General features: G+C 68.3%; 27 protein-coding genes and 1 tRNA gene. 13 read left to right on the forward strand and 15 right to left on the reverse strand.

Annotated features, from left to right (window positions below):
- Positions 1 to 5: 5 nt before the first annotated feature.
- Positions 6 to 875, reverse strand: a complete 870-nt coding sequence (gene focA, locus NF557_RS01580; RefSeq protein WP_252621354.1) for a formate transporter FocA — start codon at positions 873 to 875, stop codon at positions 6 to 8.
- 278 nt (positions 876 to 1,153) lie between these two features.
- Here focA and NF557_RS17925 point away from each other — a divergent pair, with 278 nt between their 5' ends.
- The gene (locus NF557_RS17925; protein WP_483414319.1) at positions 1,154 to 1,441 is read left to right on the forward strand and encodes a hypothetical protein; all 288 of its coding nucleotides are present in this window, start codon (positions 1,154 to 1,156) and stop codon (positions 1,439 to 1,441) included.
- A 170-nt stretch (positions 1,442 to 1,611) separates the two neighbouring features.
- A complete protein-coding gene (locus NF557_RS01585; RefSeq protein WP_252621355.1) occupies positions 1,612 to 2,133 on the forward strand; it encodes a tyrosine-type recombinase/integrase in 522 nt (173 codons plus the stop codon).
- Between the two features lie 142 nt (positions 2,134 to 2,275).
- Here the strand turns inward: NF557_RS01585 and NF557_RS01590 are convergent, their stop codons facing one another.
- A complete protein-coding gene (locus NF557_RS01590; protein ID WP_252621356.1) occupies positions 2,276 to 3,307 on the reverse strand; it encodes an ArsO family NAD(P)H-dependent flavin-containing monooxygenase in 1,032 nt (343 codons plus the stop codon).
- Complete coding sequence (locus NF557_RS01595) at positions 3,304 to 3,723, reverse strand: arsenate-mycothiol transferase ArsC (RefSeq protein ID WP_252621357.1); 420 nt, start codon at positions 3,721 to 3,723, stop codon at positions 3,304 to 3,306. The genes NF557_RS01590 and NF557_RS01595 overlap by 4 nt, the downstream gene beginning before the upstream one ends.
- A 278-nt stretch (positions 3,724 to 4,001) precedes the next feature.
- On the opposite strand from NF557_RS01595, the gene NF557_RS01600 reads away from it, so the two are divergent.
- Complete coding sequence (locus NF557_RS01600) at positions 4,002 to 4,652, forward strand: arsenate-mycothiol transferase ArsC (protein ID WP_370584429.1); 651 nt, start codon at positions 4,002 to 4,004, stop codon at positions 4,650 to 4,652.
- A gap of 28 nt (positions 4,653 to 4,680) precedes the next feature.
- The gene (locus NF557_RS01605; RefSeq protein ID WP_252621359.1) at positions 4,681 to 5,097 is read left to right on the forward strand and encodes an arsenate reductase ArsC; all 417 of its coding nucleotides are present in this window, start codon (positions 4,681 to 4,683) and stop codon (positions 5,095 to 5,097) included.
- Between the two features lie 42 nt (positions 5,098 to 5,139).
- Here NF557_RS01605 and NF557_RS01610 read toward each other — a convergent pair whose 3' ends face one another.
- Positions 5,140 to 5,526, reverse strand: a complete 387-nt coding sequence (locus NF557_RS01610; protein WP_252621360.1) for an ArsR/SmtB family transcription factor — start codon at positions 5,524 to 5,526, stop codon at positions 5,140 to 5,142.
- A gap of 326 nt (positions 5,527 to 5,852) precedes the next feature.
- The gene (locus tag NF557_RS17755; protein ID WP_370584431.1) at positions 5,853 to 6,431 is read right to left on the reverse strand and encodes an NAD(P)-binding domain-containing protein; all 579 of its coding nucleotides are present in this window, start codon (positions 6,429 to 6,431) and stop codon (positions 5,853 to 5,855) included.
- A 460-nt stretch (positions 6,432 to 6,891) separates the two neighbouring features.
- Here NF557_RS17755 and NF557_RS01615 point away from each other — a divergent pair, with 460 nt between their 5' ends.
- The 5 genes from NF557_RS01615 (at position 6,892) to NF557_RS01635 (ending at position 11,461) form a co-directional block, all read left to right on the forward strand.
- Positions 6,892 to 7,929, forward strand: coding sequence for a PstS family phosphate ABC transporter substrate-binding protein (locus NF557_RS01615; protein ID WP_252621361.1), 1,038 nt, complete (start codon positions 6,892 to 6,894; stop codon positions 7,927 to 7,929).
- A gap of 43 nt (positions 7,930 to 7,972) precedes the next feature.
- The gene (gene pstC, locus NF557_RS01620; protein ID WP_252621362.1) at positions 7,973 to 8,953 is read left to right on the forward strand and encodes a phosphate ABC transporter permease subunit PstC; all 981 of its coding nucleotides are present in this window, start codon (positions 7,973 to 7,975) and stop codon (positions 8,951 to 8,953) included.
- Positions 8,954 to 8,958: 5 nt separating this feature from the next.
- Positions 8,959 to 9,873, forward strand: coding sequence for a phosphate ABC transporter permease PstA (gene pstA / locus NF557_RS01625; RefSeq protein ID WP_252621363.1), 915 nt, complete (start codon positions 8,959 to 8,961; stop codon positions 9,871 to 9,873).
- A 110-nt stretch (positions 9,874 to 9,983) separates the two neighbouring features.
- A complete protein-coding gene (gene pstB / locus NF557_RS01630) occupies positions 9,984 to 10,754 on the forward strand; it encodes a phosphate ABC transporter ATP-binding protein PstB (protein ID WP_252624302.1) in 771 nt (256 codons plus the stop codon).
- A complete protein-coding gene (locus NF557_RS01635) occupies positions 10,754 to 11,461 on the forward strand; it encodes a winged helix-turn-helix domain-containing protein (RefSeq protein ID WP_252621364.1) in 708 nt (235 codons plus the stop codon). The genes pstB and NF557_RS01635 overlap by 1 nt, the downstream gene beginning before the upstream one ends.
- Here NF557_RS01635 and NF557_RS01640 read toward each other — a convergent pair.
- The 6 genes from NF557_RS01640 to NF557_RS01660 form a co-directional block, all read right to left on the reverse strand.
- Positions 11,430 to 12,236: an arsenate-mycothiol transferase ArsC gene (locus tag NF557_RS01640; protein WP_252621365.1), complete on the reverse strand. Its 807-nt coding sequence runs from the start codon at positions 12,234 to 12,236 to the stop codon at positions 11,430 to 11,432. The genes NF557_RS01635 and NF557_RS01640 overlap by 32 nt on opposite strands.
- Positions 12,237 to 12,440: 204 nt before the next feature.
- Positions 12,441 to 12,692 (reverse strand): ArsR/SmtB family transcription factor, encoded by a 252-nt coding sequence (locus NF557_RS01645; protein ID WP_252621366.1) that lies wholly within the window; start codon positions 12,690 to 12,692, stop codon positions 12,441 to 12,443.
- 164 nt (positions 12,693 to 12,856) lie between these two features.
- Entirely contained in the window at positions 12,857 to 14,293 is a 1,437-nt protein-coding gene (locus tag NF557_RS01650; RefSeq protein ID WP_252621367.1) for an arsenic transporter, read from the reverse strand.
- 265 nt (positions 14,294 to 14,558) lie between these two features.
- The gene (locus NF557_RS17760) at positions 14,559 to 14,846 is read right to left on the reverse strand and encodes a DUF2180 family protein (RefSeq protein ID WP_370584432.1); all 288 of its coding nucleotides are present in this window, start codon (positions 14,844 to 14,846) and stop codon (positions 14,559 to 14,561) included.
- Between the two features lie 319 nt (positions 14,847 to 15,165).
- A tRNA-Pro gene (locus NF557_RS01655) sits at positions 15,166 to 15,242 on the reverse strand.
- 69 nt (positions 15,243 to 15,311) lie between these two features.
- Entirely contained in the window at positions 15,312 to 16,238 is a 927-nt protein-coding gene (locus NF557_RS01660) for a metallophosphoesterase (protein WP_252621368.1), read from the reverse strand.
- A gap of 57 nt (positions 16,239 to 16,295) precedes the next feature.
- Here NF557_RS01660 and NF557_RS01665 point away from each other — a divergent pair, with 57 nt between their 5' ends.
- Positions 16,296 to 16,760: a GatB/YqeY domain-containing protein gene (locus NF557_RS01665; RefSeq protein WP_252621369.1), complete on the forward strand. Its 465-nt coding sequence runs from the start codon at positions 16,296 to 16,298 to the stop codon at positions 16,758 to 16,760.
- 3 nt (positions 16,761 to 16,763) lie between these two features.
- Here NF557_RS01665 and NF557_RS01670 read toward each other — a convergent pair whose 3' ends face one another.
- The 4 genes from NF557_RS01670 to NF557_RS01685 are packed head-to-tail and all read right to left on the reverse strand — an operon-like array spanning position 16,764 to position 22,344.
- The gene (locus NF557_RS01670; RefSeq protein WP_252621370.1) at positions 16,764 to 19,382 is read right to left on the reverse strand and encodes a transglycosylase domain-containing protein; all 2,619 of its coding nucleotides are present in this window, start codon (positions 19,380 to 19,382) and stop codon (positions 16,764 to 16,766) included.
- A 30-nt stretch (positions 19,383 to 19,412) separates the two neighbouring features.
- Positions 19,413 to 20,543, reverse strand: coding sequence for an ArsA family ATPase (bagB, locus tag NF557_RS01675; protein ID WP_252621371.1), 1,131 nt, complete (start codon positions 20,541 to 20,543; stop codon positions 19,413 to 19,415).
- Entirely contained in the window at positions 20,540 to 21,586 is a 1,047-nt protein-coding gene (locus NF557_RS01680) for an ArsA-related P-loop ATPase (RefSeq protein WP_252621372.1), read from the reverse strand. The genes bagB and NF557_RS01680 overlap by 4 nt, the downstream gene beginning before the upstream one ends.
- Positions 21,583 to 22,344 carry an alpha/beta hydrolase gene (locus NF557_RS01685; RefSeq protein WP_252621373.1) on the reverse strand — a complete coding sequence of 254 codons (762 nt, stop codon included), beginning with the start codon at positions 22,342 to 22,344 and terminating at the stop codon, positions 21,583 to 21,585. The genes NF557_RS01680 and NF557_RS01685 overlap by 4 nt, the downstream gene beginning before the upstream one ends.
- A gap of 67 nt (positions 22,345 to 22,411) precedes the next feature.
- Here NF557_RS01685 and NF557_RS01690 point away from each other — a divergent pair, with 67 nt between their 5' ends.
- The 3 genes from NF557_RS01690 to NF557_RS01700 are packed head-to-tail and all read left to right on the forward strand — an operon-like array spanning position 22,412 to position 24,335.
- The gene (locus tag NF557_RS01690) at positions 22,412 to 23,692 is read left to right on the forward strand and encodes an NAD(P)/FAD-dependent oxidoreductase (RefSeq protein WP_252621374.1); all 1,281 of its coding nucleotides are present in this window, start codon (positions 22,412 to 22,414) and stop codon (positions 23,690 to 23,692) included.
- A 17-nt stretch (positions 23,693 to 23,709) separates the two neighbouring features.
- Positions 23,710 to 23,865: a Sp36 family protein gene (gene sp36, locus NF557_RS01695; RefSeq protein ID WP_252621375.1), complete on the forward strand. Its 156-nt coding sequence runs from the start codon at positions 23,710 to 23,712 to the stop codon at positions 23,863 to 23,865.
- Positions 23,862 to 24,335: a RidA family protein gene (locus tag NF557_RS01700; RefSeq protein WP_252621376.1), complete on the forward strand. Its 474-nt coding sequence runs from the start codon at positions 23,862 to 23,864 to the stop codon at positions 24,333 to 24,335. The genes sp36 and NF557_RS01700 overlap by 4 nt, the downstream gene beginning before the upstream one ends.
- Positions 24,336 to 24,338 lie beyond the last annotated feature (3 nt).

Raw genomic sequence — 24,338 nt, forward strand, 5'->3', positions numbered from 1 at the left:
TTGCCTCAGTCAGCCTGCGGCTTCACCCTCCGGCTTGGGAGGAAGTGGAAGATCGTCCAATAGAGGACGCCGATCATCACGCCCCCGCCGACGATGTTGCCCAGGGTGACCGGCAGCAGGTTGTCGACATAGAACGCCGACCAGGTCAGCTCGGAGAACGCGGACTGCTCGAGCCCGGTCATCGACCAGAAGTCCGACCCGGCGTTGTCCTTGATCAGGATCGCCAACGGGATCATGAACATGTTTGCGACCGAGTGCTCAAAACCGCTGGCGACGAAGAGTGCGATCGGCATGGTGACCGCCAGGATCTTGTCTGTCGTCGTCCGGCCGGAGTAGGCGGCCCACACGGCCAGGCACACCATCAGGTTGCACAGGACGCCGAGCACGAAGGCCTCGAAGAAGCTGTGACTCACCTTGTGCAGCGAGGTGTTGAGGACCACCGCCCCCCAGCCGCCATCTGCGTTCTCCCAGGTCTTGCCCAAGAAGATCAGGGTGACAATCGTCAGCGCGCCGAGGAAGTTCGCGAGATAGACGACCACCCAGTTGTTGAGCAGCTGGCGCCAGGTGATGCGTCCGCTCGCGCGGGCGGTCAGCGTGAGCGTCGAGCTGGTGAACAGCTCCGCTCCGGTGAGCACGACCAGGGCGAGACCGGTGGAGAAGACGACGCCACCGATCACCTTCGCCACGCCATACGGCAGCTCGGCGGCGCCGACCTGGCTGGTGGTGAAGAAGACGAAGCCTAGGGCGATGTAGCCGCCAGCGGTCAGTCCCAGGAGGAACGACTTCAGCAGGCCGCCCGTGGCCTTGGCGAACGCGGCATCCTCGGCCGCCGTCGCCATCTGGTCAGGGGTGAGGATGGAGTTTGAGTCCGACAACGCGGTGCCCTTTTCAGGTCGGAGGTGCTTGCTGCAGCGGTCACCACGGACCGACGCCCAACTACTACGGAGGATAGTAGCGCATCTGGGCGCAAGAGCGGAGGTGGCCCGAGTCACACGTGAGAACAGCGTTTCCGCATCACTGCGGACATCCGCATTTGTCGTCAAATCGACAGTGCCGATGTCCGGCTGCTTGGACCATGGCACGTTCAGGGCGGATCACAAACAAGAGTGGCCCCTGCCCGCATCACTGCAACGGCCGCTACCAGGCCTTCTACATGAGACCGGACCAGGGCTTCCACCGTGCGCCCTCGACGTTCGACACGCGCTCGGACGCCGAGGCCTGGTTGGCCCGTGAGCGGCGACCTCAAGCCACGCACCCGCGGGCTGTATGCCCGCCTGCTCGAGCGGTTCCTGCTGCCCGAGTTCGAGGACATGGCACTGCGAGACATCACCCCCGCCGTCGTCCGGGTCTGGCACGCCGGCCTCGACCCGCACCAGCCCACCCAACGTGCCCACGCCTACGGGCTGCTGCGCTCCATCCTGGCCACCGCCGTCGCCGATGAGATCCTCGCGGCCAACCCTTGCAAGATCCGCGGTGGCGGGACCACCACCCGCGCCCGCCGCGTCGAGCCGGCGACCCTAGACCAGCTCGCCACCCTGGTGCAGCAGATGCCGCCGCGGCTATCAGGCGCTGGTCCACCTCGGTGCCTGGTGCGGGCTGCGATTCGGGGAGATGGCCGAGCTGCGCCGCGCCGACCTCGACCTGAGCACCGGGGTCGTCCACATCCGCCGAGGCGTCGTCCGCGTCCAGGGGCAGGTGAGCGTGGGCACCCCCAAGTCCGCCGCCGGCATCCGCGACGTCGCCATCCCGCCCCACCTCATCCCGGTTCTGGGCGACCACCTGGTTGCCCACGGCGCACCCGGCCCCGACGCGCTGGCCTTCTCCTCCGTCACCGACCCCGACGTCCAGATCCACCCCAACACCCTCTACCGGCACTGGTACAGGGCCCGCGATGCCGCCGGCCGACCCGACCTGCGCATCCACGACCTGCGACACACCGGAGCCGTCCTCGCCGCGCGCACCGGCGCCACCCTCGCCGAACTGATGGCACGCATCGGCCACTCCACCCCCCAAGCCGCCCTGCGCTACCAACACGCCGCCCAAGGCCGCGACGCCCACATCGCCGCACAACTCTCCCAACTCGCCTCCGAGGTTGATCCCGTTGGACGGGCATCGCGCCCCGGACCTGCCTGAACAACTCGCAAAACCCCGGATCAGAGAGGCCCAAGCCGTGCCTGACTTCCTTGTCAGGAACTCGGCCTTCCTGCGGCCACTATCATCCGGCGGCTCGGCAGACTGCGGACGGATCGGCCTGCGCAGGGTGATCTGGGGGTGGCTAGCGCAGAGCTCGTTGTACGGCCTGTCTGGCCCACTGGCCGACCCCGATGAGGGTCGCTGAGGCCAGTCCGCACCAGTCGCCGTAGCCGACGAACCCGAGGGTCGGGCGGTTGGCGGCGACCGGCCCGTCCGTGCTAGGCAGTCCGTCGTCGCGGTGTAGCCCCAAGGGCGTCAGGTGGCTGAGCTGGGGGCGGAAGCCGGTACACCAGATGACAGCGTCCACGGGGCGGGTGGTGCCGTCGGACCAGGCGACCCCCTCGGCGGTGAACCGCTCGAACATCGGCACCCGGTGCAGGAGTCCAGCATCGCGAGCGGTGCGCACGGGGGGCACCGCCACGATGTCCCCCAGGCCGCCGATGCCCTCGCCAAGCCCGCGCGCCCTAAGGCTAGCGACCCGGAACAGTTCGCGGCCGTCCACCTCGTCTGGCAGAAACCGCGGGGGTTCGGTGGTGCACCACGTGACCTCCGCCTGGCCGCTCAGGTCGGCGGCGATTTGAGCGCCGGAGTTGCCACCCCCGACGACGACCACCCGTCGACCCGTGTAGGGCTCCCAGGATCTGTACTGCGCAGAGTGAAGTTGCTCGCCCGAGAACGTGGCGGCACCCGGATGCGTCGGGATGAAGGGCCGTGACCACGTGCCCGTGGCATTGAAGACAGCGTCGGCGTGCCAGGTGCCTTCCGAGGTGGTCACTCGGTAGCCGGCTCCCGGTGCCTCGACCGCGATGACCTTGACCCCGCGCCGGACTGGCATGGTGTACCGCTGCTCATACTGGGTGAGGTAGTCGACGACGTGCTCGGCATCGGGATAGCCGCCGGTCGGTGGCATCTGCCACCCTGGCAGCGAGGAGAAGGTGGCCGGTGAGAACAGCCTCAGCGAGTCCCAGGTGTGGCGCCAGGCTCCGCCGGGACGGTCCTGATCATCGAGAACGACGTACTCGACTCCTGCACGGCGCAGGTAGTACGCGGTCGCGAGACCTGCCTGTCCCCCGCCGACCACGAGGGCCTGCGATGCGAGGGTGCGGGTCGTCATACCCGCGGTCGTAGGGCCAGCTCGTCGGCGAGGGCCGAGACACGGGCCGCGATGTCGTCACGCACGAGCCGCATGCGTTCCATGCCGTGGATGCCGCGGTGCGACGGCTCGTCGGTGACCCAGCGCTGCACCGGTGTGGTCCCGGTGTCCAGCTGGACCTCCGGGCCGAGTAGTACGACGAGGTCTGCGCGGGCCAGCATCTGAGGGTCGACCAGCTTGGGGTGCTCGCCGGTCGCAGCGGCGCCCACCTGCTCCAGGGCGGCTACCGACTCCTCGTTCAGTGTGCTGCCCGGATGGGTGCCTGCGGAGAACGCATGCACAGCGTCTCCATAGCCGTGGCGCATCAGTGCGGCGGCCATCTGCGACTTGCCAGCATTCTTGATGCAGACGAACAGGACTGTGGGGGTATCAGTCACGGTGAGCCTTTCGGGTGAGGGCGCTGGGCCCTGGCGGACGCTCTCCATGCACGGCATCGTGACACACATCGTCGCTGAGTCGCCGAACGGTGTCGTGCCGTCGCGATGGTGGCGAAGGCCGGGGGCGACGGGCAGCGAGCGGGTCATATTGACAGATGTCTATTGGTTCGTGATGATGTTCGTATTGAAACGCGCCTATGGATCCCACTGTTCGTGAGTCGGAGTTCCGAGGTCCCAGCTCGAAAGTGCGCGAACGCTTCCCACCCCAGGAGATGCTGATGTCCGTCGGCGACCAGGCAGTCCGATCCACCCGAGCTGAGATCCCGGGACACGTGGTGCAGGGAGTGGTGGAGGATCTCGCCTACTCCCTGGGCGAGGCGTTCGCACATCAGGAGGTCGAGGCCGCTGTGCGCACCGCCTTCAGTGAGCTCACCGCCGTCTCCACAGTGAAAACCTATGTGCCGGTGCTGGCAGCCCGGCTTGCGAAGGAGCGGCTGATCGCGGGCGCGCAGGCTGATGGCCGTGTGGTCAAGACGGTGCCCGAGCTGCTCTTCGTCTGCGTCCACAACGCTGGGCGTTCACAGATGGCGGCTGCTCTTGCTGCCCACCTGGCCCCCGGAAGGGTTCATGTGCGATCGGCTGGCTCGCGTCCCACCGGTGAGCTCAATCCGCAGGTGGTGCAGGCTCTTGCCGAGCGGGGCGTCAGCCTGCCCGAGGCCTACCCCAAGCCGCTGTCCATGGATGTGGTGCGTGCTGCGGACGTGGTGATCACGATGGGGTGCGGTGATGCCTGTCCCGTGTTGCCCGGGAAGCGCTATGAGGACTGGGTGGTGGCCGACCCGGATGGCCATTCGTTGTCGGTGGTGCGCGACATCCGCGATGATGTGCAGCGGCGGGTCACTGCGCTTCTGCGTGACCTTGACCTGTGAGTAGTCCCGATCTCCGAGAGGTGCTGTCGTGAGCGCGAAGCCCACCGTCCTGTTTGTCTGCGTGCACAATGCTGGCCGCTCCCAGATGGCCGCCGGCTACCTGCAGCATCTGTCGGCCGGGCAGGTAGAGGTTCTCTCTGCCGGTTCCGAGCCGGCGGAGCAGGTGAATCCTGCGGCCGTGGCGGCCATGGCCGAGGAAGGCATCGACATCGCTGCTGCGCAACCCAAGGTGCTGACCGACGGTGCCGTCCGCGCCTCGGACGTGGTGATCACGATGGGGTGCGGGGACACCTGCCCGACCTACCCGGGCAAACGTTACGAGGACTGGGTTCTGGAGGACCCGGCCGGGCAGGGGATCGACGGTGTCCGCCCGATCCGGGACGAGATTAGGCAGCGGGTCAGCGAGCTGATCCGATCGCTCGACGTCCAGGTTGCCGCAGGCTGAGCCGGGCGACCGGTTGCCCAGGGCTCCATCGCGACGCTGCACTCAGCAGCGGTTGTCCTGACCCCTGCGTGCGGGCAGCGCCAGGAACCCGCGCACCCTCTCCAGGGCCTCGGGTAGGACCGTGTAGTGCACCCATCGACCGCGCCGGTCCCGCTCGACCAATCCTGCCTCGTGCAGTTTGCGCATGTGGAAGGACAGGGTGGGCTGGGTGACTCCCAGCGCGGCCGGAAGGTGGCAGGCGCACGCCGTCCCGGACTCCGACTCGGCGAGGTACTGCAGCAGTCGGACTCTGGTCGGGTCGGCCAGGGCCTTGAAGACGTGCGCCAGGTCTTCGGCCGGCTCCCGGGGCAACATCTCGCAGTCCGCACCGGCGCAGCACTCCTCGGCACCTGCAAGGGTCTGCGTCGTGTGCTCGGTGACCTGGGGCATCACCCCAGGTTACCCTCATATCGAGGAGCGTCCATGCGCGTTCTTCCGCCGTGGTTCTTCCGTCCGCCGGTCGGAGTGGGTGGATGGGCGCGTTGCCGTGCTGGTAAAGGCGCCTGGCCACGAATCGCGCGTCTCGACCGGCGCCGCGCAGCGTGGCCGAGCCGAAGCTGCGCTGCCACTCCAAACCCACGAAGCCGAGACCGGGGACAGTTGTGAACAGGCCCGCCCGGTGGAGCGGACTGCCGTCCTGGTCGAGGGCGCCCAGGGTCCTGAGGTAATCCACCGCCGGTCGGTAGCCGGTGGCCAGGATGAGCGTGTCGAGCTCTTCAGTGCTGCCCCCGCCCAGGTGCCGGCCCGTCCGTGGATGGCCGTGAGCAGGTCGCGACGGTCGGGCTCACGGACCTCGAAGGCTCGGCGGTAGTGTCCCGGATCGGACACGGGAGCAGTCGGTATGGCGCGTAGGGACGGGCCGGGGGGAGTCGGTCCGGGCCGGTGCGCACGAACCACCAGTGCAGATCCCGGCCGAGCAGGTTCGCTGACCCGCGAACAGGGCGGGGTGGTGTAGGTGCCGGCGTGCAGGAGGGTGCCCGTGAAGGTGTCGAGCCCGGGCAGGCGTGGCTGTAGGCGCGCCCGAAGCCTCGGGTGGCTGCGATCACGTGCTGCGCCACGATCGGCTCACGGCTAGCGGTGTGGACAGTGAAGGTGTCTTCCTCTCGGGTGAACGACTCGACCCGGTGGTCGGTGCGAATGTTGATTGACTCCAGCGTCTCGGCGTAGCGGCGTAGGTACTCGGTGACCTCGTCTCGTGGGTGGCCGAGCGTGACGGTGCTGTCGTCGGCTGGGCTGCGCTGAGTACGGCCTCTGAGCGCGAGTGCTTTGCCGGGGTGGCCGATACCACCGTGTATGTCGCAACCTCAGGGGCGCGCCGAGGGCGTCGGCAAGGCGCTCCTGTGGCGCCAGGTCAACGAGGCAGGCGGTGCCGGCCCGTGGACGCTGCAGGCCTCGATCTTCACGGAGAACCGCGCCAGCCTGGCCCTGCACCACGCCGCCCGGCTACCGAACCCAGGCGATCCGCCGCCGCATTGCGCGACTGGACGGCATCTGGCGCGACACGGTGCTGCCCGAGCGCCGCTCTGGCGTGAACTGCGGCGGTCAAGGTTCGCCCACCGACCCCTCCAATCCTTGGTTCGGTGGCTCGCTCGCGCGCCGATTCCCAGGGTATCCATAGATGGCCACCTATGGGATAGTCGTGCGTACCTTGCTCGTCACCTTCTGTTCATATAGGCAGACTTCTATGAGTCTGCTGGTGCACGACCAGCGACGGCGGGTCCTGCTCGCCGCACCCCTGATCGAAAGGAACGGCACATGTCTGTGCGACGCATGAGCATGGCACGCGCGTCCGTGGCGGCACTGGTGGCGATCACCCTTGCTGCCTGCGGCAGCGACGACGACGGTGACAACGGGACCGAGGACCAGCCTGCGGCTGCCGAGGACGATGGCCAGGCTGCCGGTGGCGAGTCCGAGGAAGGTGGATCCGAGGGTGGCGAGCTGTCTGGCGATATCGCGGTTGACGGCTCCTCGACCGTGACCCCGCTCACCGAGGCAGCGGCCGAGCTGTTCATGAACGAGAACCCAGACGTCCGTATCGCTGTGGGCACATCTGGCACCGGTGGTGGCTTCGACAAGTTCTGCAACGGCGAGACTGACGTCTCGATGGCCTCTCGAGAGGTCAAGCAGGAAGAGATTGACCTCTGTGCCGCCAACGGGGTGGAGTTCGAGGAGCTCGGCGTGGCCAACGACGGGCTGGCCATCGTCGTCAACCCAGCGAACGACTGGACGACCTGCATAACCGTTGAGGAGATCAACGCAGCGTGGAAGGACGGGTCCACCGCCACGACCTGGGCCGACATCAACTCCGACTACCCGGACGAGGCGCTCGAGCTCTACGGCCCAGGCACCGATTCCGGCACGTTCGACTACTTCACCGAGGCCATCAACGGTGAGGAGGGGAACATCACCCAGAACTACAACGACATCGGCGAGGACGACAACGCGGCCGTCATCGGTGTGTCCGGCAGTACCGGCGCGATGGCTTTCATCCCCCTGTCCTACGTCACTGCGGCCGGTGACCAGGTCAAAGCCATCGAGGTCGAGAACGAGGCCGGCGAGTGTGTCGCGCCGTCCGAGGAGACCGTGCAGGCCGGGGACTACAACCCCCTGGGGCGTCAGCTCTTCATCTACCCCTCGGCTGAGGCACTCAAGAAGCCCGAGGTCCTTGCCTTTGTCGAGTTCCACGTGGAGAACTCGGGCCCGGCAGCTGAGGCCGCCGGCTTCATCGGCCTGACCGAGGAGCAGGCCCAGGAAGCGCTCGACAAGGTGGCCAGCCTCACCGGCGGTCGCTGACCGCTGACCACAAACCCGGCATGCCAGGACCGAGGAGGCCGCCATGAGCACTGCAACGCACACCCAGTCCCCACCCGACGGAGGCCGGCAGGAGCCGGTTAGTCTGACCGCCAGCTCGCCGCGCTACGGGGAGAAGGCCGTCGTGGGGTGGCTCTTCCTGTGCGCGGCCTTCTCGGTCCTGGTCACAGCGGGGATCGTCGTGTCCCTGCTGACCCCGACCATCGAGTTCTTCAACCGGGTTGCGCCCGGCAACTTCTTCTCCGCCGAGGCATGGGCACCCTTCAACTCGAGTAACCCCGGCTATGGCGTCCTGCGACTCGTCGTCGGCACCCTGAACGTGACCCTGTGGGCTCTCCTGATCGCGATCCCCGCCGGACTCGGCGCCGCGATCTACCTCAGCGAGTACGCAAGCCGACGTGCCCGCAAAGTGCTCAAGCCGATCCTGGAGGTGCTGGAGGGCGTCCCGACGGTCGCCTACGGTGTCTTCGCACTGACTTTCGTCACCCCGCTGCTGCGGGAGTTTTGGCCCACCTTCCTGCCCGGCAAACTCGGGGAGCCGCCCGGAGTCTTCTCCGCAGCATCGGCCGGCATCGTCATGGGCGTGATGATCATCCCGACCGTCGCCTCCATTTCGCAGGACGCCATGTCCGCGGTCCCTTCAGGCCTGCGACAGGCCGCCTACGGCTTGGGGAGCACGAGAATGCAGGTCGCCACCAAGGTGGTGGTCCCGGCCGCACTGTCGGGCATCGTGGCCGGCTTCATCCTGGGCATCTCCCGCGCGATCGGAGAGACCATGATCGTCCTGCTTGCTGCGGGCGCGGCCGCAAACCTGTCGCTATGGCCGAATGACTCGGTCCTGACGATGACCACATTCATCGCGCGAACCTCAACTGGCGACATAGGCCACGGCACGACCACCTACTACACGATCTTCGCGGTCGGTGCCCTGCTCTTCGCCATGACCTTCATCATGAACATGATCAGCATCGCCCTGGTCCGTCGCTTCCGGGAGACGTACGAATGAACAGCGTGACCCGAACAGCCACGGCAAGTGCCCGCCGGACCACCGAGCTAAACCTGGAGGACGGAGCCCGCCGAGGCAAGTGGAAGGGCGAGGTCTTCCGCGCTCTGCTGATCCTCTGCCTCGTCATCGCGTTCGTGACCCTGCTCGCGGTGATCGTCCAGGCGGCGGTCAAGGGCTGGTCCCGGTTGGACTGGAACCTGATCACCCAGATGCCCTCGACGCTGGACCGTGAGACCTCGGGCATGAAGTCGGCCATCTTCGGGACGATCTACCTCATGGGGGGGTTGGTTCTCACGGTGGTCCCGATCGGTGTCTCCGCGGCGATCTTCATGGAGGAGTTCGCCGACCAGAGCAAGTGGTGGGTCCGCTTCATCGATCTCAACATCCAGAACCTCGCGGCGGTGCCCTCGATCGTCTTCGGTATCCTCGGTCTGGCGCTCATCGTGCGTGGCCCGCTGAGCCTGGGGACAGTGGCGTATGCCGGGTCCCTCACGCTGGCCATGCTCGTGCTGCCCACCATCATCCTCGCCTCCCGTGAGGCGATCCGGTCCGTGCCGGTCACCCTGCGCAACGGCTCGTTGGGGCTGGGCGCGACGAAGTGGCAGACCATCTGGCACCACGTGCTCCCGTCCGCGGTTCCCGGCATGGTCACCGGCACGATCCTGGCGCTGTCGCGGGCCATCGGTGAGACCGCACCGCTGCTGCTGGTCGGGGCGACGGTGTTCGTTACCTACACCCCGGACGGTTTCTTCGACGGCGCCTACACGGCTTTGCCGGTCCAGATCTACCAGTGGGCGAGTCGCCCTCAGGAGGAGTTCCGCATCCTGGCATCGGCGGGGGTCATCGTGCTCCTGGCCGTGCTGCTCGCGATGAACTCCGTCGCGATCTGGATCCGCAACAAGTTCACCCGTGACCTCTGATGAACAGCAACTCTCCCAAGGAGCACCCCGTGAGCAACGCCACCACCGAAACCCATAGGCCCACTGTCCGCAACCCGGGACAGGACCTTCCAAACCAGCCGTGGCCCGTCATGGAGACGCGGGCGCTCAACGTCTTCTACGGCGGTTTCCATGCCGTGCACGACGTCGACCTCGTCTTCGGCCGCAACGAGATCACTGCCCTCATCGGCCCGTCCGGTTGCGGCAAGTCAACGGTTCTGCGCTGCTTGAACCGGATGAACGACCTCGTGCCCAGTGCGCGGGTCGAGGGCACTGTGCTCTATCACGACATCGATGTCTACGGCCCCAAGGTCGACCCGATCGAGGTTCGACGACACATCGGGATGGTCTTTCAGAAGGCCAACCCATTCCCTAAGTCGATCTATGACAACGTCGCCTACGGTCCACGGGTGATCGGCATGAAGGTCGAGAGCATGGACGACCACGTGGAGCAGTGCCTGCGCTCGGCTGCACTGTGGGACGAGGTCAAGGACAAGCTCAAGGAGTCCGGGTACAGCCTCTCCGGTGGGCAGCAGCAGCGCCTGTGCATCGCCCGCGCGATCGCCACGCAACCTGATGTGATCCTGATGGACGAGCCGTGCTCCGCCCTCGACCCGATCGCCACTGGCGCGGTCGAAGACCTCATGATCACGCTCCGCGAGGACTACACGATCATTATCGTGACCCACAATATGCAGCAGGCCGCGCGGGTGTCGGATCGGACTGCGTTCTTCACTGCCCGACCGGACGAGACGACCGGCAACCGGACCGGGCTGCTCGTGGAGTTCGACAAGACCTCCAATATCTTTGGGACCCCGTCGGACAAGCGCACCGAGGACTACATCAGTGGCCGTTTCGGGTGATGGAGCTCGCGAGAGTGTCGCTGACGTCCTGGCCGCCGCGCGTCGTGGTGATCCAGTCCCCGTCGCTGCCGGCGGGCGCGATCACCGGCGATCAGGCATCCCTGTCCCTGGACTACGTCGCGGACCCGGTCACCGCGCTGCTCGAACTCGACCGCCTCGCACCCGACGCCCTGATCGTGCCCACCGATGTCGTCGGGGTGTCAGTCCCCGACCTGGTCAGCGGGGTGTGCCAGTGGTCCGAAGTGCCGGTGCTAGTCGCTCTGGGCCATGATGCCGCTGCTGCCACCGTTGCTGCTGAGGCGGTCGCCGCAGGGTGTCACGGTCTGCTGAGTGTCCCTCTGACGACAGTGGGGGTCGCGGCACGGGTCGGCGAAGTCTTGGGGCGACAGGTGCAGAGCCGTGCTCGGGGTGTGCTGGCCGTCCCCGGACTCAAGGTTGACCTCGACGGCATGCGGGTGCTCTCCCCTACGGGGCGCGAGGTCACCTTGTCCTCCTTGCAGTTTGCCTGCCTGGTGCGCCTGCTCCGGACTGCTCCGGCGTTCATGGCCACTGAGGAGTTGGCCGACGAGCTGGGCCTGCTGGGCACGAACGCAGCCGAGCGAACGCGCCAGGTCGTGCACCGGCTGCGCAGACGGCTCATCGAGGCTGGTTGCGCCACTGACCTCCTGGAGACGGTCAGGGGCCAGGGATACCGCCTGCGGGCCTAGTGACCTCCCCGAGCCCAAGCTCGACGAGCAGGTGATCCACCCTGCCCCGGATGTCTTCAGCGATCTCCCGTACCGCCTCCAGCGGCTGCCCGCCTGGGTCAGGGACGTCCCAGTCGAAGTACCTTCTACCCGGGATGACTGGACAGGCATCCCCGCATCCCATGGTCACAATCACGTCCGCAGCTCTGACCAGGTCCTGGGTGAGGACCCTGGGGTTCTGGCGAGGGATTTCCAGCCGCGCCTCCTCCAGATAGGCCAGGACGGTCGGATGAACGGCAGCTGCGGGGGTCGATCCGGCCGACTCCACCGTGATCAGATCTCCGGCGAGGTGCCGCGCCCACGCCATCGCCATCTGCGACCGGCCGGCATTGTGCACGCAGACGAACAAGATCGAGGGCACCGGCTGAAGCACGATGCCGCGTGCCGCGGCGACGCCGGCCAGACGTTCGGTGGCCAACCGGTTGGTGAGCATGGGGATGTGGCGGCTCACCTGCGAACGAGAGGACAGCTCGTCGTAGCTCTCCGCGACGTAGCGATGCACCGTGTTACGCGAGAAGGTGGTCCGGAAACGTTGCGCCAACTGATCGGCGATCCTCCTGACCACTACTGGATAGCCGGTCCAGTCAGTCTCTCGGGCCATCGGGAATCCCTGCGGAAGTCCCTCGGAGCCAGTCGACCTGGGGGCGATGATGGCGCGGAAATGCTGCCAGGAGTCCATGGTGAGGGTCACGACCTCGTCAAGCAACGCGACCAACCCGCTGTCGACCAGGACCACCAGGTGCGCCTCCAGGTCTGTAGGCGTCAGATGCAACTGGGCCGCCAGGTTTGATTTGCTGAGAGCGTGGTCCGGCTCCTGGGCCAGGAAAGAGAGCGCGAGTAGGCGCACCGGCTCAGTCAGGGCCTCGAGTTGGGTCGCGCGGTGGCGCAGCACCTCGCTGGGCCCCGGTGAACCAGTGCCCGGAGGCGTTTCCCGTGTCATCTACGTCACGAGGTCGGTGACCGTGTCGATCAGGTCAGGGTGAATCGAGTACCAAACTTCCCGACCGATGGGCTCGCGCTCCACGACCCCGGACTCGAACATCAGATGCAGGTGCTGAGAGACGGTCGGCTGCCGCAGCTCCACGGCGTCCGTCAGGGTACGCACCGTTGCCCGACCATCTGCGGTGCCCAGGATGACGCTGAGCAACTGGAGTCGGGTGGCGTTGGCCAGGACCCGAAGAGATCGGGCCACCAAAGCAGCGTGCTCCCGCTGCAGTCCCCTCGGGGCTTCGTTCGGCGCTGAGGACTCGGGCTGCCGCTGGGCATTCATAGTCATAGCCTACCGCCTATATCTGAACGGTTCTCCGGCCGAGGACCCTCCTCGACGACGACGGTCATGCGTCGCCGAGGCGCCGGTCATGGGCCGAGGATGGTGAGCCAGAGAGCCAGGGCCAGCAACGTCACGGCGAGCACGGGGATGGTCAGGACGATCCCCACCTTGAAGTAGGTGCCCCACCCAATATGCATGCCCTTGCGATCCAGTACCGACAGCCACAGCAAGGTCGCTAGGGAGCCGATCGGTGTGATCTTGGGGCCCAGGTCGGCACCGATCACTGCGGCGTAGGCCATCATCTGCCCCGTCAGCCCGGTGGTGCCCGAGGCCTCGATGCCAAGCGCGGCGATCAGCGTCGTCGGCATGTTGTTCATGACCGAGGACATCCCCGCCACGAGGAACCCGGTGCCCGTCGCGGTGGCCAGATCTCCGTGCTGGGCCAGGTTCGCGAGTAGCTGGCCCAGGTGGTCGGTCAGACCCTCGTTGCGGAGGCCGTACACGACCAGATACATGCCTAGGCTGAACACTACGATCTGCCACGGCGCAGATGTCACCACCGACCGCACGGCAATCTGAGGCTGAGCAGCAGGGATTACGGTCGTCCTGGAAGGAACTGCCTCCCCGATCAGCGGAGTGCCTCCGGTCGCCGAGGTCGCAACGAGACTCTCGCTCATGTCCGTAGCGCGCTCGACGCCGGATAGGCGGCGAAAGAGTGCCTGCGGCGGGCGCGCGGCGATGAGGGCGAGGACCAGCGCGCACAGCATGGCGACAGCGGCTACGGGCACCCCGATGGCGTCCGTCGCGAAGTAGCCGACGAGCAGGACAGCCAGAACGACCACGCCGGCGCGGAAGGTCATCGGGTCCGTCACCGCCGCCTTGGGGCGCGGCAAAGCTGACACGTCATACGAGCCCGGGATGGACTTGCGGAAGAAGAGCCGCAGCACAGCCAGACTCGCTGCCAGAGAAACCAGTGCAACGGGCACCATGACCAACGCGTAACGCGCGAAACCGATGTCGAAGAAGTCAGCGACCACGATGTTGACCAGGTTAGAAACGACGAACGGCAAGCTCGCGGTGTCGGCGATGAACCCCGTGGCGATGACAAGACCGAAGGCGACCTTCGGTTCGAACTTCAACGCCACGATCATCCCGAACACGATGGGCGTCAGGGTCAGGGCGGCGCCGTCATTGGCGAAGAGCGCGGCGATTGCGGCTCCGAGAACCACGATCAGGTTGAACAGGGCACTGCCGTTGCCTCGCGCCCACCGCGCGACGTGAAGCGCTGCCCATTCAAAGAAGCCGGCCTCGTCGAGGATGGAGCAGATGATGATGACCGCCACGAAGGTGAGAGTGGCGTTCCACACGATGTCCCACACGACGGGGATGTCTGCGAGGTGAACCACCCCGGCAAGCAGAGCGACAGTCGCGCCACCCAGGGCGCTCCATCCAATGCCCAGCCCCTTGGGCTGCCAGATCACCAGCACGAGGGTGGCAAGGAAGATGGCGACGGCGAGCAGCATCCCTCAGTCCCTCCTCGTCGCCGTGAGCATCGAGGGGTACGCAGGGCTCGTGGTGCGCAGCGAGGTGCTCGACGCCCTCCAGGATCCCGCCGTGGGGAGACAGGGTGCGCCGGTGGGACAGACACGAAGTGCCAGGGCTGTCATCAGGGAGGGCTCCAGTTCTGAAGGGTTTGAGGGCTTGGGCGCCACGACGCCCGCCAGGCATAGTGGCGGGCGAGAGTGGCTGGTGCAGCCGAGCGAGGGCGTGCCTACGCCCGCGAGTTTGCTACCGCGTAGCGGAAGCGGCGGCCATTTTGTGCGGGCGCGAGACGACCGCGGTCCTCTGTGACGCGCCGATAGCGGCATCTGAGCACGTCGCACAGGTGATCTCTCGCTCGTTGCGTAGCAGCCGTGACGGGGACCCGACTGCGTTCTGTTGGTACCGCTCCGTCTCGCGAACCGCGGCGTGCTCCAAACAGACGCCCGCGCCGCAGTGCACGCACACCGCCACAGCCCTCACCGACGTCTGGCCACCCAACTCGTGATCCCAGCAGTTCATGCAACTTCCCCTCATATCGACAGTTATCAATGCAACGTTAGCATGGCTGTATCAGGGTCGAAGTTGGACGTGCCTGCGGTAGGAGCTCGGAGGTCCTCGCAGTAGCTGGACCTTGGCGCCGGGCGCTGTCCAGTGGAGTCTCAACTACGCATGGGGGGAGCGAGCGAAACGTTGCTGTTGCAACAGTTTGTGCGCCGATGCGGGCATAACGGGTGAGTGCTTGTGGGGTGTTCTGCCGACTCGTGTCACGTCCTGAGATGCCGAGATTATGCCCAGAAATCCTGTTTCACGCGGCTGTGACCTGCGTTTCCGCAGGTCAGAGCCGGTTTCCTGATGGTCGGGGTGACAGGATTTGAACCTGCGACCTCTTCGTCCCGAACGAAGCGCGCTACCAAGCTGCGCCACACCCCGTGGCCCGTGCGGTGAAGCACGCAGCGTCGGCAATGTTAACCCAGGCCGAGCCACCGCACCGAATCGCCCTCAGACGAGGGTCAGCAAGGTGGCCTCCGGCCGGCACGCGAGGCGGAACGGGGAGTATGGCGAGGCGCCGAGTCCGGCGGACACCTCCAGCCAGCTGGCTCCGGCCGGGGCCTGGGCCGAGGGCGCGTTGTCGGCACCGGGCCACCATCGGGACAGGCCCTTGACCCGGTCCGTCCCGAGGTCGCAGTTGGTGACGAGCGCACCATAGAACGGCACGCAGACCTGGCCCCCGTGTGTGTGACCGGCCAGGACGAGCCCAGCGTCATCGGCCGTCATGGCATCCAGGACGCGCAGGTAGGGCGCGTGCGTGACGCCCACAAACAGGTCGGTCCCCGGCGAGGCCGGGCCGGCCACCTCGTCATAGCGGTCAAGACCCAGGTGCGGGTCGTCCACGCCGACGAACTCCAGCGACAGCCCGGCCACATCGAGCCGCCCACGGGCGTTGGTCAGATCCAGCCACCCGGCGGAGCGGAAGCCAGCGACCAGCTCGGCGGTCGGCAGCTCGTAGCGCACGGTCCCCGAACCGGTGCCGTGGCTGTCGCCAAAGTAGCGGAACGGGTTCTTCGGGAACGGTGCGTAGTAGTCGTTGCTCCCGAGCACGAAGACGCCCGGGATCTCGAGCAGGTCGCGGTAGGCGTCGAGGACAGCTGGCACCGCGTCCTGGTGCGCCAGGTTGTCACCAGTGGTGACGACAAGGTCCGGCTCCAGGGCCGCCAGCGAACGGACCCAGTCCGCCTTGGCGCGCTGCCCCGGCACCAGGTGCAGGTCGCTGAGGTGCAGCACCCGCAGCGGGGTGGCACCGCTTGGCAGCACCGGCACCTCGAACTCGCGCAGGGCGAAAGCCCGGGGCTCCACCACGGTGCTCCAGGCGAGCACGCCGGCCCCGAGACCGACCAGACCGGCTGCTCCACGCCATACGGTGTCCATCCCCCGATCATCGCAAACTCGAGCGACGTGGTCGCTGCCCGGTGAGAGACTGGGCCCATGACCGAGCTGAGCGACCTGAAGTCCACCCTCCGCAACGACCTGCAGGACGCGATCCGCGCCCAGGACAAGGTGCGCTCGGCGACGCTGCGCATGGTGCTGACCGCCGTCTCCAACGAGGAGGTCTCCGGCAAGGAGGCACGGGTGCTCAGCGACGAGGACGTGCTCAAGGTGGTGACCAAGGAGGCCAAGAAGCGGCGGGAGGCCGCCGAGGCCTACACCGGCGCGGGGCGCCACGAGCTGGCCGACGTCGAGCTGGCGGAGCTCGCCGTGCTCGAGGGTTATCTGCCTCGTCAGCTCGACGACGCGGCACTGGACGAGCTGGCCGCAGCAGCCGTGGCCGAGACCGGCGCGAGCAGTATGACGCAGATGGGCCAGGTCATGAAGGTGCTGCAGCCGAAGGTGGCCGGGCAGGCCGAGGGAGGCCGGGTCGCTGCCGCGGTGCGGCGGGCGCTCGGCGCCTGACTGCTAGTCCTCGTCCCCCGGCGGACCGGGGATGCCCGGGTTGCCCCTGCCGGGACCGCCCTCCTCCGGCGGGTCGGTGGGGCCCGGGTCAGCCGGTGGCTGGTCGCCCTCGTCAGGCGGGTCGGTCTCCGGCGGGTCGTCGGCCGGGGGATCGTTCGCCGGCGGCGGCGGGGCCGGCGGCGGCGGGGCCGGCGTGTTGACCGGCGGCGGCGCGACCGGGGGCGGAGGCGCCACATAGGCGGTCGAGGTGTAGACGTAGACGGTCTTGCCAGCCTTCATCATCGTGCCCGCGCCGGGTGAGGTGTAGAGCACGGTGCCCTCGGGCAGGCTCGAGCTGGTCCGCACCTCCTCGCCGATGAAGCCGGACTCGCCGAGGGTGCGGATCGCCTCTTCGAGCGTGATCCCCTTGACGTCCGGGACCGGCCGGTCCTCGCCATACAGCACCGCGTTGCTCGGCTCGTCGAACTGCTCGATCGGCTCGTCCTCCAGCGCCGTGTCCATGAGCTCCTTCCACAGCACCGCTGCGAGCTTGGAGCCGTAGAACCACCCGTCGACACGGTTGTCCCCGATCGTGAAGTCCTTGAGGTCGCCCTCGTACTTCGCTCCTGGGCTGCCGATCCAGACCGCGGTCGACAGCTTCGGGGTGAACCCGGCAAACCAGGTGTGCTTGCTCTCGTCGGCGGTCCCTGTCTTGCCGGCAGCCGGCCGGTCGCCCGCCGGGACGGCGCGGAAGCCGGAGCCCGGCAGGCTGACGACCTCCTGCATCAGCTCGGCCGTGCCGGCCGCGACGTCTGGGTCGATAACCTGCTCGCAGCCCGGCAGGTCCAGCTTGATCTCCTTGCCGGCCGAGTCGACGATCTTGGTGACCGGGACCGGGGGGCAGTAGAGGCCGCCGGCCGCGATGGTCGCAAAGGAGGTGGCGACCGTCAGCGGGCTGGCGTTGTCGGCACCCAGCACGAAGGTCGGTGCCACGCTGTAGGGGCCGGAGCCGTAGGGCTCGCCGCTGGCCGCGTGCAGCCCCATCGCGGTCATCGTGTCGCGGATGTTGCAGGTGCCGACCTGGGAGGCGAGCGTGGCGAACGCGGTGTTGACCGAGGACATCGTCGCCTTGCGCAACGTGATGACGGACTCGTGGTTGGCCCCCTCGGCGTTGCGCACCGCCCACTCTGCCTCGCCGATGCTGCAGCCCTCCTGGAAGTCCTCAGGCTCAAAGATCACCGCCGGCTGCGTGTCGCCCTCGGGGCGCGAGCCGGGCACCTCGGGGTTGGCCCAGTTGTTGTTCTCGTCGACCTGGACCGCGTCACGGATGCTCAGCGACGCCTCGATCGGGACGCCGGTGTCCAGGGCGGTCACGATCGTGAAGGCCTTGGCCACCGAGCCGATCTGGAAGCCGTTGCTGCCGCCGAATCGGTTGTCGACACTCCAGTTGACCGAGGTCTGGCTGAAGCGGTCGCGCGACTCCTGGATGTTGTATTTCGAGCTCTGGTTGAACGCCAGGACGTGACCGGTGCCGGGCTCGACCATTGCGGCGGCCGAGGCCAGCTTGTACTCGTTCTCGCGGGGGGCGAACTCCCGGGTCTTCTCCGCGATCAGCTTGGACAGGTCGGTGTCGAGCGTCGTCGTGATCGTCAGGCCCCCGGTCGTCAGGAGGGTGTCGCGCTCCTGGCGGGTGGCACCGAGGGCAGGGTTCTGCAGGAGCCACTCGGTGACGTAGTCACAGAAGTAGGGGTGTGCCGAGTTCATGCAGGAGCGCTGGCTGTCGGTCACCTCGAGGTTGATCTCGGAGTCGCGCGCCTTCTGCCACTCCGCCTCGGTGATCATGCCCTGCTCATACATCTTGTCGAGCACCACGTTGCGCCGGGCCAGGGACGCGTCGTAGTAGTTCACCGGGTCGGTGCGACCGGGGGCACGGACCACTCCCGCAAGGGTCGCCGCCTCAGCCAGGTTGAGGTCCTTGGACTTCACCCCGAAGTAGTGACGGGCTGCCGCCTCCACGCCATAGACCCGGTCGCCGTAGTAGGCGAGGTTGAGATAGCCCTCCAGGATCTGGTCCTTGGTGAGGCGCTGCTCGAGCGTCACGGCATATTTGAGCTCGCGCAGCTTGCGGACGTAGCCCTCCGTGCCGCTGCGCGCCGCCAGGGCCTTGAGCGCCTCGCTGTCCCCCTTGCGCCGGGCCTCCTCCTGAAGCATCAGCTTGACGTATTGCTGGGTCAGCGTGGAGCCACCCTGGGTCGACTCGGAGGTCGCGTTGCTCACCAGGGCCCGGGAGAGGGCGCGCAGGTCGAGGCCGCCGTGGTCATAGAAGCGCTCGTCCTCGATGGCGACCTGCGCCTGCTTCATGAAGGGGGAGATCTCGTCGAGTCCCACGATGATGCGGTTCTCCTGGGCGGGCGTGGCGATCAGGCTGCCGTTGGCGGCGACGATCCGCGACTGCTGCGCCAGCGGGTTGGACTCCAGGTCGCCGGGCAGCTCCTCGAACAGGCCGACGCCCTCGCGCGCCGCCGTGCCGCTGGCACCGACGACGGGCAGCAGGAGTCCGGCACCGATGAGGCCCATCAGCACCGAGATCGCCAGGAAAGCACCCAGCAATGAGGTGACACGGGCGAGGGAGGTGGCACGCATGGGCCTCAGAATACCTGCTAAGGCTGGGAATTAAGGGGTCGTGAGCGCCTCCGCCACGGCGCGCAGGGCAGGCAGGTCGGCGATGTCGGCGCCCGCAAGGGGCACCTGGACGGTGGCCAGTCGAGGGTTGGCGGCGGCCACGTCCCGGATCAGCCGGCGGTGCCGGGCGGCGGTCTCGGCCTGGTCGGCGTGCACCCTGAGGACGGCAGCTGTATGCCGGTCGCCGGACTCCTCGAGGGCCTCCGCGGCGTCCCTGGCCCGGTCTGCGGAGATGCGGGCGCGGCTCACGGCGACCCGGTTGAGCACCAGTCCGGCGAGGGGCATCCTGTCCCGCTCCAGGCGGTGCACGAAGAAGCCTGCCTCGCGCAGGGCGTCCCGCTCCGGGGCGGCAACCACGACGAACCTGGTGCCGGGGTCCTGCAGCAACCGGTAGGTCTCGTCGGCCCGTGCCCGGAACCCGCCGAAGACCGTGTCCATCGCAGCGACGAAGGTGCTGAGGTCGAGCAGGAACTGCTGGCCGAGCAGCTTGCCGAGGGTGGCGCCGGCGATGGACATGCCCACCCCGACCGCCCGCATCCCGAGCTTGCCCCCTGCCCGGGCCGGTGCCGTGAGGAGCCGGATGAAGCGCCCGTCGAGGAAGGAGCCGAGCCGTTGAGGGGCGTCCAGGAAGTCCAGCGCCGAACGGGACGGTGGGGTGTCCACGACGATCAGGTCCCAGGAACCTTCGGCGACCGCCTCGGTGCGCAGCTGCCCGAGCCGTTCCATCGCCATGTATTCCTGCGTGCCCGCGAACGAGGACGACACGGCCTGATAGATGGAGTTGTCGAGGATCTGCTGGGCGGTCTCCGGGTCGGCGTGCGTGAGCACGACCTCGTCGAAGGTCCGCTTCATGTCGAGCATCATCGCGTCGAGCGAGCCGCCCGCCGCAGTGTCGACCCCGACGACCGGGCGAGGGGTGTTGTCCAGCTCGGTCAGGCCGAGGGCCTGGGCGAGGCGGCGTGCCGGGTCGATGGTCAGCACCACCACGCGCCGTCCCCGCTCGGCCGCGTGGAGCGCGAGGGCGGCGGCAGTGGTCGTCTTGCCGACGCCGCCAGCGCCGGTGCACACGATCACACCGGTGGACCGGTCGTCCAGCAGGGCACCCAGGTCGAGGTCGGTCATCCTGCCCCTCCTGTGGCCTGGTCGGGCGTGACGCCCTGGGCGGCGAGCTCGGCGGCCAGGCGGCGCACCGCGTCGGACCCCACGCCCTCGGGTAGGTGGGGCAGCGTCAGGATCGGACGCCCGGACGCGACGACGGCCTCTTCGAGGGATAGCTCGAGATCGCGGCGCTCCACTGCGTCGGCGGCCGTCTGCACCAGCCCGTCGACCATCGAGGCGGACGTGCGGATGCCGACCGACTCCAGCTGACCGGCGAGGAGTTCCCGGTCGGGGTCCGTGGCGGCGACCAGGTCGACCGCCTCCCGCGCCGCGGCGTCGCGACGCTGGTTGACGACCAGCGCGCCGACCTGCAGCCCGTCGGCGCTCAGCTCGGCGACCGCGTCGAGGGTCTCCTGGACCGGCAGCTGCTCCAGGAGGGTGACCAGGTGCACCACGGTGGTCGGGGAGTGCAGCAGCGCGGAGACCGCATCGGCCTGGTTGCGGATCGGACCGACCCTGGCCAGGTCGGCCAGCTGGCCCGTGACGTCCAGGAACCGGCCGATGCGTCCGGTCGGCGGCGCGTCCACCACCACCGCGTCGTAGGCCGGGTGGTCGTCCTTGCCGCGCCGGCGCCGGGAGCCGGCGGTCTGGCCGGCGGTGCGGCGGACCGCCTCATAGATGCGGCCCCCGATCAGCACGTCGCGCACCCCCGGAGCGATCGTGGTGGCGAACTCGATGGCGCCCATCCTGTGGAGCAGGTCCCCGGCCCGCCCGAGGCGATAGAAGAGGCGCAGGTATTCCACGAGCGCGGTCCCGGCCTCGACCGACAGGCCGAGCACGTCCCCCCCGTCCAGCCCGCTGGCGACGTCGACCTCCTCGGTGCCCAGGGGTGCGACGTCGAGCACCTGACTGATGCCCTGACGTTCCTCGGTCTCGACCAGCAGCACCCGCGAGCCCTCGACGGCCAGCGCGGTCGCCAGGGCCGCGGCCACGGTCGTCTTGCCGGTGCCGCCCTTGCCCGTGACGATGTGCAGCCGCGGCTGCCCGCTCGTGCCGTGCCAGGTCACGTCGTCACCCGGGAGGTTAGGGCCGAGACCTGCTCCAGCACCGTGAGCCAGGCCTCGGAGTCGGGGTCGATGAGGTCGAAGTGGTCGGCCTCCTCCAGGACGGTCAGCTGGTCACGTCCGGCGGTGCCGCACCGGGTCAGCCACGAGGTGGACACGGCCAGCGGCACCAGCTCGTCGTGCCGCCCGTGGACCAGCCGGACCGGGACCGGAACCGGCCCGAGGTCGCACGGGTCGGCCCCGACGCTGGGTGTGTCCAGCCAGTCGGTGCCGCCCATCAGGGCGTGCGCCGCGCCGTCGTCGAGACCGAGCCGCCCCACCATCCGCAGGTCGAGGCAGCCGGCCAGGCTCACCGCGCCCAGGACCCCGCTCGCCTCCGGCCGGTGCAGCAGCCACACGGCCAGGTGTCCGCCGGCCGAGTGCCCGACCAGCAGCACGTCGCCGGGCAGGTCATCGTCCTCCCGCACCGCCGCCAGCGCGCGGGCGACGTCGTCCCCGGGGGCGGGCCAGGTCCCTCCGGGCATCCCGGTGCGGTGATACTCGGGCAGCGCCACGGCCAACCCGGCGTCGGCCAGGGCGGCGGCCATCGGGCGCAGGTGCTGGCGGTCCCACTCGGCCCGCCAGAAGCCCCCGTGGACGAGGACCACGGTGACCGTGGCTCCGGCCGGTGACCACACGTCATACGCCTGCAGCGGCGCGGGCCCGTAGCGCTGTGTGCGATCGGGCTCGCGGGCCGTTGGGCTCAGGACTGCGCGGGACACAGGGACAGTGTGACTCACGGCGCTGACCGGTTCCTGCCGGGGCGGGGGGAGTTGGTACGGTCCGTCCATGGCAACGTCGCCGCACCACGGGCATGCTCCCGAACACGTCATCATCGTCGGAGCCGGCATGGTGGGGCTGTCCACCGCCTGGTTCCTCCAGCAGCGGGGGGTGCAGGTCACCGTCCTGGAGAGATCGACGGTCGCCGCTGGCTCCTCGTGGGGCAACGCCGGGTGGATCACACCCGCGATGGCGATCCCGCTCGCCGAGCCCGCGGTGCTGCGTTATGGCCTCAAGTCGCTGCTCGATCCGTCGGCACCGCTGCATGTGCCGGTGCGGGTCGACCCTCAGCTCTGGAAGTTCCTGCTCGGCTTCACCGCGCGCTGCACGGGCGGGATGTGGCGCAAGACGATGGCCGGTCTGGTGCCGCTCAACGTGCAGGCGCTGGATGCCTACGACGAGCTCGAGTCGGACGAGGGGCTGTCCACGCGACTGGCCTCGGGACCGATCCTGGCGGCCTTCCGGGAGGACGAGCACGCCGACGGCTTGCTGCGTGAGTTTGAGCAGATCCGTGAGGCCGGCCTGGAGCTGGAGTTCAGCGACGTGGGGGCCGCGGAGATCCACGAGCTGGCCCCCGTCGTGGCGCCGAGCGTCAGCCGTGGCATCCGCATCGACGGCCAGAAGTTCATGAACCCGGGGCAGTATGTCGAGGCGCTGGCCGAGGCGGTCCGCGCCCGTGGCGGAGAGGTCCGGGAGGGCGCCGAGGTGCAGCTGCTGCGGCACGGGCAGGGAGGCATCTCGGTCGAGGTGGTCGGGTCGGCGCCGGTGCAGGGTGACGCCGTGGTGCTCTCGACCGGTGCCTGGCTGCCCGACCTAGCCAAGCCCTATGGCGTGCGCACCAGCCTGCGTGCGGGCCGGGGCTACTCCTTCTCGGTCGACCAGCCGGCCGAGGGGATGCGGGTCGCCAACCCGGTCTACTTCCCCTACGAGCGCATCGTGTGCACCCCGCTGGAGGGCACCAACCAGATCCGGATGGGCGGGACGATGGAGTTCCGGCGCGCCGACGAGCCGCTCGACGTCAAGCGCATCGAGTCGATCGCCACCAACGCGGCGCCGCTGGTGCAGGGGCTGGACCTGGCCGACCGCCATGACGAGTGGGTCGGTGGCCGACCGGTCACCGTCGATGGCTTGCCCCTGGTCGGCCCGACCGACGCACCGGGGGTGTGGGTGCACGGCGGGCACGGCATGTGGGGCATGTGCCAGGGCCCCGCGACCGCGCGGTTGCTCGCCGAGGAGATGACCACCGGCGTCGTGCCCGCGGCCCTCCGCCCATTGCGCCCCACGCGCTGAGGATTAGAGTTCGGGGCATGGCTAACTGGGAATACGCAACCGTGCCGCTCATCGTGCACGCCACCAAGCAGATCCTCGACCAGTGGGGCGAGGACGGCTGGGAGCTCGTCCAGGTCGTGCCCGGCCCCGACGGGACCAACCTGGTCGCCTATCTGAAGCGGGAGAAGTCGTGAGCGCCGTCGAGGACCGGCTGACCGCTCTCGGCCACACCGTGCCCGAGGTCGTCCCGCCGGTCGCCGCCTATGTCCCTGCCGTCCAGCAAGGTGAGCTGGTCTACACCTCCGGGCAGCTGCCCATGGTGGACGGCACGCTGCAGGCCGCTGGCAAGGTCGGTGAGGGCGAGGGTCTGGTCGACCCCGCGGAGGCCAAGCGCATGGCCGAGATCTGTGCCCTCAACGCCATCGCCGCCGTCAAGTCGGTCGTCGGTGACCTGGACCGGGTCACCCGCGTCGTCAAGGTCGTCGGCTTCGTCGCCAGCGACCCGGCCTTCACCGGTCAGCCCGGCGTCGTCAACGGCGCCAGCGAGCTGCTCGGCGCGGCCTTCGGCGATGCAGGGGTGCACGCGCGCTCAGCCGTCGGCGTGGCCACGCTGCCGCTGGACACCCCCGTCGAGGTGGAGATCACCGTCGCCGTCTCGAGCTGAGAC

This window comes from Ornithinimicrobium cryptoxanthini, from assembly GCF_023923205.1.
GTDB classification, from domain to species: Bacteria; Actinomycetota; Actinomycetes; order Actinomycetales; family Dermatophilaceae; genus Ornithinicoccus; species Ornithinicoccus cryptoxanthini.

What these genes read in the sequence shown, in the direction of transcription:
- NF557_RS17925 (WP_483414319.1), top strand. Translation starts at nt 1,154, where the DNA reads ATGAGACCGGACCAGGGCTTCCACCGTGCGCCCTCGACGTTCGACACG.
- NF557_RS01585 (WP_252621355.1), top strand. Translation starts at nt 1,612, where the DNA reads ATGGCCGAGCTGCGCCGCGCCGACCTCGACCTGAGCACCGGGGTCGTC.
- NF557_RS01590 (WP_252621356.1), bottom strand. Translation starts at nt 3,307, where the DNA reads ATGACGACCCGCACCCTCGCATCGCAGGCCCTCGTGGTCGGCGGGGGA.
- NF557_RS01600 (WP_370584429.1), top strand. Translation starts at nt 4,002, where the DNA reads ATGTCCGTCGGCGACCAGGCAGTCCGATCCACCCGAGCTGAGATCCCG.
- NF557_RS01610 (WP_252621360.1), bottom strand. Translation starts at nt 5,526, where the DNA reads ATGCCCCAGGTCACCGAGCACACGACGCAGACCCTTGCAGGTGCCGAG.
- NF557_RS01615 (WP_252621361.1), top strand. Translation starts at nt 6,892, where the DNA reads ATGTCTGTGCGACGCATGAGCATGGCACGCGCGTCCGTGGCGGCACTG.
- pstC (WP_252621362.1), top strand. Translation starts at nt 7,973, where the DNA reads ATGAGCACTGCAACGCACACCCAGTCCCCACCCGACGGAGGCCGGCAG.
- pstB (WP_252624302.1), top strand. Translation starts at nt 9,984, where the DNA reads ATGGAGACGCGGGCGCTCAACGTCTTCTACGGCGGTTTCCATGCCGTG.
- NF557_RS01635 (WP_252621364.1), top strand. Translation starts at nt 10,754, where the DNA reads ATGGAGCTCGCGAGAGTGTCGCTGACGTCCTGGCCGCCGCGCGTCGTG.
- NF557_RS01650 (WP_252621367.1), bottom strand. Translation starts at nt 14,293, where the DNA reads ATGCTGCTCGCCGTCGCCATCTTCCTTGCCACCCTCGTGCTGGTGATC.
- NF557_RS17760 (WP_370584432.1), bottom strand. Translation starts at nt 14,846, where the DNA reads ATGAGGGGAAGTTGCATGAACTGCTGGGATCACGAGTTGGGTGGCCAG.
- NF557_RS01660 (WP_252621368.1), bottom strand. Translation starts at nt 16,238, where the DNA reads ATGGACACCGTATGGCGTGGAGCAGCCGGTCTGGTCGGTCTCGGGGCC.
- NF557_RS01665 (WP_252621369.1), top strand. Translation starts at nt 16,296, where the DNA reads ATGACCGAGCTGAGCGACCTGAAGTCCACCCTCCGCAACGACCTGCAG.
- NF557_RS01670 (WP_252621370.1), bottom strand. Translation starts at nt 19,382, where the DNA reads ATGCGTGCCACCTCCCTCGCCCGTGTCACCTCATTGCTGGGTGCTTTC.
- bagB (WP_252621371.1), bottom strand. Translation starts at nt 20,543, where the DNA reads ATGACCGACCTCGACCTGGGTGCCCTGCTGGACGACCGGTCCACCGGT.
- NF557_RS01690 (WP_252621374.1), top strand. Translation starts at nt 22,412, where the DNA reads ATGGCAACGTCGCCGCACCACGGGCATGCTCCCGAACACGTCATCATC.
- sp36 (WP_252621375.1), top strand. Translation starts at nt 23,710, where the DNA reads ATGGCTAACTGGGAATACGCAACCGTGCCGCTCATCGTGCACGCCACC.